The sequence below is a fragment of the Micromonospora sp. C51 genome (assembly GCF_018070435.1).
GTDB classification, from domain to species: Bacteria; Actinomycetota; Actinomycetes; order Mycobacteriales; family Micromonosporaceae; genus Micromonospora; species Micromonospora sediminimaris.
This window is the reverse complement of the sequence record NZ_JAGPXQ010000048.1, coordinates 37,091-43,196: the sequence shown is the minus strand read 5'-3', so window position 1 is coordinate 43,196 and position 6,106 is coordinate 37,091. Positions and strand designations below refer to the sequence as shown.

Below are 6,106 nucleotides of genomic sequence, written 5' to 3'. Positions count from 1 at the left end.
CGGCCTGGACGAGGTCGCCCACGAACTCAACACCCGACCCCGCGAAACGCTGGACTGGAACACCCCAGCCCAACGCCTCGCACAACTCATCACTCCCTAACGATTGCACTCACCCCTTGACCCCAAGGCGATCCACTCGACAACAACTTCATGATCAACTATGCGGGGGGCGAAGCGGGGCGGAAGGGGTCAGCGGAGGTGGTGGAGGTCGGCGGCGGCCAGGGGGCGTTGGCCGGTGGGGGTGGAGAGGAGGAGTTGGCCGTCGGGGTCGACGCCGCTGGCCGTGCCGGTGAGGGCGGTGCCGTCGGGGAGCAGGGCACGGACCTCGCGGCCGATGGTGCCGCACGCCGCCAGGTACGCCTCCCGCAGACCGCTGGCGACCGCGTCCCCGCCGGCGTCACGCCATCGGGCATACCAGTCGGCGACTGAGCGGAGCAGGGCCCGCAGCAGCGGATCCCGGTCGGTGGCGGAAGCGCCAGCCAGTTGCAGCGACGTGGCCGGCAGACCGCTCGGAAGCTCCGGCAGTTCGTCGGCGCGCAGCGTCACGTTCAGCCCGATACCGACAACGACCGCAGGCGGGTCGCTCAGCCCCGGCCCGGGCACCCCCTCGGCGAGGATCCCGGCGCACTTGGCACCCCTGATGAGCAGGTCGTTCGGCCACTTCAAAGTGGCATCCAGCTCGGCCAGCAGCGCCACCGCCTCGACCAGCGCCACACCGGCCAGCAACGGCAGCCAGCCGTACCCCGCCGGTGGCGCCGGCGACCAGCCACGGGCCGGCACGGCCTCGCCGGGCCGCAGCAGCACGCTGGTGGCGATGCCGGCGCGCGGCGGAGACTGCCAGACCCGCCCGCGTCTGCCCCGGCCGGCGGTCTGCCGTTCGGCCACCACGACCAGGCCCTCCGGTTCCCCGGTCCGCGCCGCCTCGGCGACGTCGGCGTTGGTGGACCCGGTCTCCGTCCGCAGCTCCAGCCGGGACCACGGACCGTACGGCGCGACCAACGCCCGACGCAGCCGGGCCGCCGACAGCGGCGGACGATCCAGATCGGTGTACGGCGAACCCGGCACGCCACCAGCCTACGGGTAGCCCGGTGAGGCGAAGTGCACAGCAGCGGTGACCTGAACCATCGTTATATTCCCAGGGTGACTACCGAGACCGGGACCAACATCCACAGCACCGCGGGCAAGCTGGCGGACCTGGCCAGACGAGTCGACGAGGCGGTGCACGCCGGGTCGGCCCGCGCCGTGGAGAAGCAGCACGCGCGCGGCAAGAAGACCGCCCGGGAGCGGATCGAGATGCTGCTCGACGAGGGGTCGTTCGTCGAGCTGGACGAGTTCGCCCGGCACCGGTCCACCAACTTCGGGCTGGACCGGACCCGCCCGTACGGCGACGGCGTGATCACCGGGTACGGCACCATCGACGGCCGGCAGGTATGCGTCTTCGCCCAGGACTTCACGGTCTTCGGCGGCTCCCTCGGCGAGGTCTTCGGCGAGAAGATGGTCAAGGTGATGGACCTGGCCATGAAGATCGGCTGCCCGGTCATCGGCATCAACGACTCCGGCGGCGCCCGGATCCAGGAGGGGGTGGCCTCACTCGGCCTCTACGGCGAGATCTTCTTCCGCAACGTCCGGGCCAGCGGGGTCATCCCCCAGATCTCGCTCATCATGGGCCCGTGCGCCGGCGGCGCGGTCTACTCCCCGGCGGTCACCGACTTCACCGTGATGGTCGACCAGACCTCGCACATGTTCATCACCGGACCGGACGTCATCAAGACCGTCACCGGCGAGGACGTCGGCATGGAGGAACTGGGTGGCGCGCGCACCCACAACAGCCGCAGCGGCAACGCGCACTACCTCGCCACCGACGAGGCCGACGCGATCGATTACGTCAAGGCGCTGCTGTCCCACCTGCCCTCGAACAACCTGGACGAGCCACCGGTCTTCGACGCACCGGCCGACCTGGAGATCAGCGACGCGGACCGGGAACTCGACACGCTCATCCCCGACTCGGCCAACCAGCCGTACGACATGCACCGGGTGATCGAGCACGTGCTCGACGACGGGGAGTTCCTGGAGGTCCAGCCGCTCTACGCGCAGAACATGGTGGTCGGCTTCGGTCGGGTCGAGGGCCGGCCGGTCGGCGTGGTGGCCAACCAGCCGATGCACTTCGCCGGCACGCTGGACATCGCGGCCAGCGAGAAGGCGGCCCGCTTCGTCCGCACCTGCGACGCCTTCAACATTCCGGTGCTCACCTTCGTGGACGTTCCCGGGTTCCTGCCCGGCACCGGCCAGGAGTGGGACGGCATCATCCGCCGGGGCGCGAAGCTCATCTACGCGTACGCCGAGGCCACCGTCCCGAAGGTCACCGTCATCACCCGCAAGGCGTACGGCGGGGCGTACGACGTGATGGGTTCCAAGCACCTCGGGGCCGATCTCAACTTCGCCTGGCCGACCGCTCAGATCGCGGTGATGGGCGCGCAGGGCGCGGTGAACATCCTCTACCGGCAGGAGTTGGCCGCCGCCGAGGATCCGGCCGCGGTCCGCGCCGAACGGATCGCCGAGTACGAGGACACCCTCGCCAACCCGTACGTGGCCGCCGAGCGCGGCTACGTCGACGCAGTGATCCCGCCGCACGAGACCCGTGCCCAGATCGTCCGGGCGCTGCGGGTGCTGCGTACCAAACGGGAGACGCTCCCGCCCAAGAAGCACGGCAACATCCCGCTGTAGTCGCCGCTGACGGCCCCTCCCGCACGTCAGCCCGTCGGGAGGGGCCGGTCAGCACTGTGGGTTGGCCGCAACGCACATTCGCCCGGCGGCTATGGTCGCCAGCCGTCTCAGCTCCGACTCGCTCGCGCCGGACTCGACCCCGACGACCGTGACCAGGTCACCGACCCGCACCACGGCGATGACGTTTGGCGGCATCGGCGCGGCGAGCACCTCACCGTCGGCGTCGCCTCGACGCGTCTCACCAACCGTGTGGCGGATCAGTACCGACTCGTCTCCGGCGAACTGCCTGTCGACCACCGCCCAGCTCTGCATCGCGTGGAAGTCGGCCCACTCCGTCATGTCGTCGATCGAGCCCATCTCGATGCTCTCCCAGTTCAGACAGGTGCTCACCTGCCGATCGATGCCGGCGAAGAGGGTCCGTTCCAACTCGGGAGTGATGCGGTAGACGTCCTGCATGAGCACTATCGATATGCCGCGTCCCAGCGCCATTCCGTCCTCGACCCGGATATCCGCCGGACGATGCATGAACTGTGAACGGGAGTAACGAGACGTTTCCCAGTCGGGGGATGTTCCCTTCGCCTGCAGACACCTCGCCAACTCAGGATCGATCACGATCGGCTCGGCCAGGCCCGCCTCGACGATCGGGGCGTCGACCTCCATCGGCAGATCCTCGGGCTGCAACAGCGCCTCGAACGGAATCTCCGCCCGCGAGATCGCACCACCCTCTCCCGGCATCGCCGGCTGTCGAGGCGGCAGTGCGACGGCGGCCACCAGCGGGATGGACAGCACGACGACGCCGACGGCCACCGCCACTGCCGTGAACCGGCTGCGTCGCCGCGCCACGGCGCGCACCTCAGCGGTCTCCAACCAGCGGACCGACCTCAGCTCCTGCTGCACCCGTTCCACCAGGCCGATGTCGTCGTCAGATCGCATCGGTAGCCTCCTCCAGATCTGACACGACCAACAGTCCGGCCAGCGCGGCACGTCCCCGAGAAAGCCGGGCCTTGACGGTGCCGACCGGCGCACCGGTCTCCCGGGCGACGTCGGCGACGGGCAGGCCCACCAGGTAGTACAGCGCGATCGCGACGCGTTGTTCCTCGGGTAGCTGGCGCAGCGCGGCGACCACCTCGACGGTGTCGGTGCTCGGTGCCGGCACGCTGTCGATCGCGCCGTGTCGCAGGTAGGCCCGGGCCCGGCTGCGCAGACTGCGCCAGCGGCTCACCGCGATCCGGGCCGCCACCACGCGTACCCACGCCTCCGGGTCGTCGTAACCGCCCACGCTGGACCAGCGTTGCCAGGCGCGGATGAACGCCTCCTGCACGGCGTCCTGCGCCTCGGTGAGGTCACCCGTCAGCACGTAGACGTACCCGAGCAGCCGTTGCCGACTGCCCCGGTAGAACTCGTCGAAGTCCTCGACGTCCGCCACCCGCACCTCCCCGTACCTGACAGAGCACACGCACGGGGGGATGGGTCAGGTTGCCGCCCGGCCGATGAAATCAGGTGAGGCCGGCCTCGGCGAGCAGCGGGCCGGCCAGCATCAGGCCGCCGGCCGCCAGCACGGCGAGGTTGACCAGACCGAAGAGGACCACCCAGAAGAACGCCGGCAGCGGGGTGATCCCGGCCAACTGGTCGGCGTCGGAGGCCGGCATGCCGCGCCGCGCGCGCAACCGCTGCAACTCCACCACCGGGCGTACGCCGCCGAGCAGCAGGAACCACACCCCGGTCCACGCGAAGGCGGCCTGCACCTGCGGACTGGCGTACCAGGAGACGGCGAGCACCGCGCCCCCGACGATCACCAGAGTCAGCGCGCCGTAGAGGTTGCGGATCATCACCAGCATGGCCAGCAGCAGGAGCACCGCGATCCACAGCAGCAGGGTGATCCGGTTGCCGGCGAGCAGCCACGCCCCACCCAGGCCCACCAGGGGCGGGGCCAGGTAACCAGCGAGCAGGGTGAGCACCATGCCGGGGCCGGTGGGACGACCGGCGGACAGGGTCAGGCCGGAGGTGTCCGAGTGCAGCCGGATGCCGTGCAGCTTGCGTCCGGTGAGTACGGCGACAAGCGCGTGACCGCCCTCGTGGGCGATGGTGATCGCGTTGCGGGCGATCCGCCACGGCAGCCGGGTGACCACGACGAGCAGCGCGACCAGCCCGGTGAGCACCACCAGCAGCGGAGGCGGATCGGGCTGCGCGCCGAGCAGGCGGTCCCAGAACTCGGTCATGCCCTCGATCGACACCATGAGGCGGGAGCCTACCGCCCACGTTCGGGCATCGACCCTGGGCCGGGTGACAGTTCCGGTGTCGGTCCCGGGCGACCTGCTGGTCGAGCAGGACGGCGAGACCCATTCGCTGCGGCTCTACCGCCTCGACGGCGGGCACTACGTCGAGGAGCGGGTGGCCAAGGCCGGCGAGACGCTCACCCTCAACGAGCCGTTCCGCTGGCAGGTGGATCCGGCCACGCTGCGCTGATCGCCAGGTGGGTTGCCGCCACAACCGAGACATCGAAAGTTGTCTTGATCCCTCTTGCCCTGGCCGACAATCACCTTTAAAGATGTCTGTCTATCGACAGTCGTCTCAGGAGGACGCCATGGGTCGGACCAGATCGCTGCGTCGGCTGACCGCCGCCGCAGTCGCCGTACTCGCCACCGCCGCCGCCGGGCTCGTCGCCACCGCGACCCCGGCCGCCGCCGCCACCGTGCCGGGCATCGACGTCTCGCGCTACCAGGGCTCCATCAACTGGACGAGCGTCCGCAACTCCGGCATCCAGTTCGCCTTCATCAAGGCCACCGAGGGTACGAGCTACCGGGACCCGAACTTCAACACCAACTACGTGAACGCGTACTACGCGGGTGTGATCCGCGGCGCGTACCACTTCGCCCGGCCCAACATCTCCTCCGGCGCGGTCCAGGCGAACTTCCTGGCCTCCAACGGCGGCGCCTGGTCCGCGGACAGCCGCACCCTGCCGGCCGCGCTGGACCTGGAAGCGAACCCGTACAGCGGCGGCTACTGCTACGGCCTGAGCACCACCGGCATGCGCAACTGGGTGCAGGACTTCCTCAACACCTACCGGTCCCGCACCGGCCGGTACGCGGTCATCTACACCACCACCAGCTTCTGGAACCAGTGCACCGGTTCCTGGAGCGGGCCGTGGAACAACCACCCGCTGTGGGTGGCCCGCTGGTCGTCATCCGTCGGGGCGCTGCCGGCCGGCGCGCCGTTCTGGAGCTTCTGGCAGTACACCGACTCCGGCAGCGTCCCCGGCATCAGCGGCGGCGTCGACCGCAACTACTGGAACGGCGACCGCAGCCGGCTGATCGCGCTGGCCAACAACACCTGACGTACGCCGCGACGGCGGGCCGACGTCCTTCGCTCGGAGCGGACGTCA

At 70.0% G+C, this 6,106-nt stretch carries 7 protein-coding genes; 3 read left to right on the top strand and 4 right to left on the bottom strand.

Annotated elements, in window-relative coordinates:
- Window positions 1-189 precede the first annotated feature (189 nt).
- Window positions 190-1,065: a biotin--[acetyl-CoA-carboxylase] ligase gene (locus KBX50_RS28765; RefSeq protein WP_210941007.1), complete on the bottom strand. Its 876-nt coding sequence runs from the start codon at window positions 1,063-1,065 to the stop codon at window positions 190-192.
- A gap of 75 nt (window positions 1,066-1,140) precedes the next feature.
- On the opposite strand from KBX50_RS28765, the gene KBX50_RS28760 reads away from it, so the two are divergent.
- Complete coding sequence (locus tag KBX50_RS28760) at window positions 1,141-2,724, top strand: acyl-CoA carboxylase subunit beta (RefSeq protein WP_210941006.1); 1,584 nt, start codon at window positions 1,141-1,143, stop codon at window positions 2,722-2,724.
- A 48-nt stretch (window positions 2,725-2,772) separates the two neighbouring features.
- On the opposite strand, the gene KBX50_RS28755 is transcribed toward KBX50_RS28760, so the two are convergent.
- The 3 genes from KBX50_RS28755 to KBX50_RS28745 form a co-directional block, all read right to left on the bottom strand.
- A complete protein-coding gene (locus KBX50_RS28755) occupies window positions 2,773-3,657 on the bottom strand; it encodes a hypothetical protein (protein ID WP_210941005.1) in 885 nt (294 codons plus the stop codon).
- The gene (locus KBX50_RS28750; protein WP_210941004.1) at window positions 3,647-4,150 is read right to left on the bottom strand and encodes a SigE family RNA polymerase sigma factor; all 504 of its coding nucleotides are present in this window, start codon (window positions 4,148-4,150) and stop codon (window positions 3,647-3,649) included. Before KBX50_RS28750 ends, KBX50_RS28755 begins: the two co-directional genes overlap by 11 nt.
- Before the next feature lie 70 nt (window positions 4,151-4,220).
- Window positions 4,221-4,961, bottom strand: a complete 741-nt coding sequence (locus KBX50_RS28745) for a M50 family metallopeptidase (protein ID WP_210941003.1) — start codon at window positions 4,959-4,961, stop codon at window positions 4,221-4,223.
- A gap of 46 nt (window positions 4,962-5,007) precedes the next feature.
- On the opposite strand from KBX50_RS28745, the gene KBX50_RS28740 reads away from it, so the two are divergent.
- Both KBX50_RS28740 and KBX50_RS28735 read left to right on the top strand, forming a co-directional pair.
- Entirely contained in the window at window positions 5,008-5,190 is a 183-nt protein-coding gene (locus KBX50_RS28740) for a hypothetical protein (RefSeq protein WP_247674605.1), read from the top strand.
- Window positions 5,191-5,308: 118 nt separating this feature from the next.
- Window positions 5,309-6,058, top strand: a complete 750-nt coding sequence (locus tag KBX50_RS28735; RefSeq protein WP_210941002.1) for a GH25 family lysozyme — start codon at window positions 5,309-5,311, stop codon at window positions 6,056-6,058.
- Window positions 6,059-6,106 lie beyond the last annotated feature (48 nt).

Bases quoted from the DNA above. Each gene is read 5' to 3' on its own strand.
- KBX50_RS28755 (WP_210941005.1), bottom strand. From the start codon at position 3,657: ATGCGATCTGACGACGACATCGGCCTGGTGGAACGGGTGCAGCAGGAG.
- KBX50_RS28745 (WP_210941003.1), bottom strand. From the start codon at position 4,961: ATGGTGTCGATCGAGGGCATGACCGAGTTCTGGGACCGCCTGCTCGGC.
- KBX50_RS28735 (WP_210941002.1), top strand. From the start codon at position 5,309: ATGGGTCGGACCAGATCGCTGCGTCGGCTGACCGCCGCCGCAGTCGCC.